Origin of the sequence: Kribbella sp. (assembly GCF_035687465.1) — a bacterium.
In the GTDB taxonomy this organism is placed as follows: domain Bacteria; phylum Actinomycetota; class Actinomycetes; order Propionibacteriales; family Kribbellaceae; genus Kribbella.
Genome location: NZ_DASRXP010000170.1, coordinates 1 through 3,342, shown reverse-complemented (window position 1 = coordinate 3,342; position 3,342 = coordinate 1). Strand labels below are relative to the sequence as shown.

General features: G+C 67.4%; 4 protein-coding genes. All 4 read left to right on the top strand.

Annotation, left to right across the window (positions count from 1 at the left end; all coding sequences use genetic code 11):
- Positions 1–1,599 (top strand): P-loop NTPase family protein (locus VFG33_RS08795; protein ID WP_325024306.1); only part of this gene is annotated, 1,599 nt, incomplete at its 5' end.
- A complete protein-coding gene (locus VFG33_RS08790; protein ID WP_325024304.1) occupies positions 1,592–2,524 on the top strand; it encodes a tetratricopeptide repeat protein in 933 nt (310 codons plus the stop codon). The genes VFG33_RS08795 and VFG33_RS08790, both read left to right, overlap by 8 nt.
- A gap of 78 nt (positions 2,525–2,602) precedes the next feature.
- Positions 2,603–2,746, top strand: a complete 144-nt coding sequence (locus VFG33_RS41380) for a DUF8821 family protein (protein WP_524538123.1) — start codon at positions 2,603–2,605, stop codon at positions 2,744–2,746.
- Positions 2,747–2,800: 54 nt separating this feature from the next.
- Positions 2,801–3,058 carry a hypothetical protein gene (locus VFG33_RS08785; RefSeq protein ID WP_325024302.1) on the top strand — a complete coding sequence of 86 codons (258 nt, stop codon included), beginning with the start codon at positions 2,801–2,803 and terminating at the stop codon, positions 3,056–3,058.
- Positions 3,059–3,342: the final 284 nt, after the last annotated feature.

The following is a 3,342-nucleotide window of genomic DNA, read 5'->3' as shown; positions in this document are numbered from 1 at the left end:
CCGCTTCGGCGCGTGCTGCTCGACCCGGAGCACGCTCAGCGGGACCGGCTTCCCGCATGGTTGCGCGACATCATTACTCGAACATACGAAGCAGCGGAGCAGTGGATCGAGCCATACGGTTACGGACCCGACTGGCGCCTCCAACGACCGCTGTCCCTCTACGCGGCGACGTTGATGGTCTACGTCAGGGACGCGACACGTCCCGAGGACAGACCGTGGCTCAAGGCCCTGGCCGACGAAGCGGCGGAAACGTTCCTCGCGACGGTGAAACCCGGCTCACGGACCAAGCCCGCGACACCGACAGCACCGGCAGCACGGCGGCCGACGCCGCAGCAGCCACGTCCGAATCGACCGGCAGAACGTTTCGTGGTCGGGCGGCAAGCCGAGACGGGCATGTTCGCCGAACTGGTCGAAGGCCGGACCGATCAGCGGCTGCTGAACGTCTACGGCCCTGGCGGCATCGGCAAGACCGAGGTGCTCCGCAAGTTCGGCGCGAATGCGGAACGGCGCGGGCTGCGGTTCGGCACCGCCGACCTGGCAGAGTGCGAAGAGCGCCCCAGCACTGTGCTGCGGCAGCTGTGCCTGACGCTGATCGCGCACGAGACGGACGACGCCCTCCTCGACGTCCTGCGGCTGCTGGAGCAACACGACACCATGCGGGAGATCGTGCTCGCGAGCGGGGGCGTCGACGCGATGTTCGACGCGGTCGGCGCGCCCACGAACCGCGCCGCCGTGCAGGCGACCGTCGACCACAGTGCCGTCGTCCTGACCCCGGACCTACGAGCCGCGCTGGACAACCGGTTCAGCCTGCAGCGCTTTCTCCGGTCATCCGACCGGGACGTCACGAGCGCATTCGGCGACGCGTTCGCCGCGGTGCAGGACGGTGCGCCCTCGGCGGTGTTGCTCGACACCTACGAGGAGGCGGGCAAGCTCGACACGTGGGTGCGCCAGCATCTGCTCCCCGTCGTCCCCGACCGGACCAGGATCGTCGTCTTCGGCCGCAACCAGCTGGCCAAGCAGAACTTCGACTGGAGCGACCACGACGACGCGATCCTGAGCTACCCGTTGCCTGAGCTGGGCGAAGACGACGCGAAGTCCTACCTGCGGCACTACGGTCTGACCGACGCGGCCGCCCTGGACAAGGTCTACCGCTTCACCGGCGGCTACCCGCTGGTGCTGGTGCTCGTGCGCAAACTCGCGAAGGAGGCGGGCGGCTGGCACGCGGTCGGCGAGTTCGACCACATCGCGGACCGGGACAAGGTCGCCGGCCAGCTCCTGGACCGCATCCTTCGCGAGGAGCAGGTGCACGCCGTTCGCGAGGTGATCGAGAAGTGCGCGATCGCGTCCTGGATCAACCCGGAGGTCATCCGGCACCTGCTCGACGTCACCAAAGAGGAGGCCAGACGGCTGTACACCCTGGTCGAGGTGCACTCGTTCGTGAGCAGGCACCCCGAAGGCGTCCGGCTGCACGACAAGATCAGGGAACTGCTCATCGACCGGCTGCGCTTCACCAGCGAGACCGACTACCAACGGCTGCGGCAGCGCCTGCTGGCCTACCACGCGTCCAAGACGATCGGGGTGAAACCAGCCGATGGATGAGCTGGACAGCACGCTGCGGCACTTCGTCGAAGAGATCCGGCTGCTGGTCGAACGGGACCCGATCGAGGGGTTCCGCCGGTGGTCGGCGCTGCACACGGAACTGGCGCAGCTGGGCCAGTTCGAGCTCTGCGACGACATGCTGCGCGAGCTGAAGGGCATGGACCTGCCCGGATACGGGCTAGGCATCGTCCGCTACGCCGAAGGCTGGACACTAGACCGCAGCGGCGAGTGGGAACCGGCGATCGAGCGCTACCAGGCAGCGCTCAGCGCGTTCCAGGACGCGGAGCTGCCACTGGACGTCCAGATCCTCACCCAGATCGGGTCGCTCTATCAGGACCAGGGCCACTACCCCGAGGCCCAGGACGCGTACGAACAGGCGTTCGAATCCGCCGACGAGCACGGTCGCGCCCTGCTGATGAACAACCTGGGCGGCCTGTGCGCGCTGCGGGACCAGCCCGACGAGGCCCGCGTGCACTTTGAGAATGCCAGGACGCTGCTCGAAGGCACGGACGACAAGTGCAATCTGGCCGCAGTGCTTGTCGGGCTGGCCAGCTTGGCGCAGGATCGCGGCGAGCTGAACGACGCGGTCCAGCACCTCGCCCGCGCGATCGTGATCTTCCGCGACCTAAGGCGGCCGACCGCGATGGCCGCCGCGGTGGCCAGCTTGGCGCTGACCTACCACAGGGCGGGCGAGTACACCGTGGCCGCCGACACCTACCGAACCGCGCTGGAGTACTTCGTCGCGTACAAGGACCGGGCGAACATCGCGCGCACGCTGGCCAACATGGCGCTCACCAGCGTCGCCGCCGGGAAGAAGGACGAGGCGATCGGCTACCTCCAGCAGGCGGTCGCCGAGTACCGCGAGATCGGCGACGCGCACGGCGAGCAGATCGCTCTGGACAACCTCAGACAACTCGGCAGCTGATCGACGCCTCCCGAGTTGTCCGCGGCGCCGGGCAGTTGCCATCGCTGATGCCCTGATCGCAGCTGGAGGAAACCCGTCATAGCCAACGCCGTAGGTTTCAACACCGTGTTGACCATCGGTCTGGAGTCGTCGCCGGTCGCGGACGCGCTGGCCGGGTTGCGGGCCAGCGAGGCCGGTACTTCACCAATCGAGAGCGGGCAATTCCCGGGGCCTCGACTGTGACGCGGTGTGACCCGCTCGCCGGCTCGTCCAGGTCAGCATCTGACGCAGCACCGCATGCGCTCAGCGCCCTTGGCCTCGTCGCGACGCTGGCGCCACCCCAGAAGCACCTTCAAGATCGCCCCCTCGACGGGCAGCGTCGGCGATTCGTTCGCCGAGAACCTGTGGTCGACCATCAAGACTGAGCTGATCTACTGGCTTGGCAACACCTTTCGCCACTCGCGCCGAGCCGACTCGGCGATCTTCCGCTACCTCGACGGCTGGTACAACCCCCACTGCCCATTCGTGCAGGGCAGGCGCTGCGGTGCCCAGTAGTTTCTCAAGCTCACGATCCAGGATCTCGCCAGGCTTCATCGGTCCCTCCCTCCGAGCACCCTAGAGCCACATGCCTCCACGTACCATTCGACCCACCTACCTCACGTGTCACAATCTGCAGGTCACAAGTCCGGAGGAACTCTTGCGCAGCAGTGGCGCAATACGCGTGTCGCTCGAAGACGCCCTGGGGCCGGAAGCGGGCGCGATCGTGCACCGCTGGGTCGAGGCCAACGGGATGCGGATCGAGGTGGATCGTCGCCTGTACGGCCACAGTTCGGCACGAG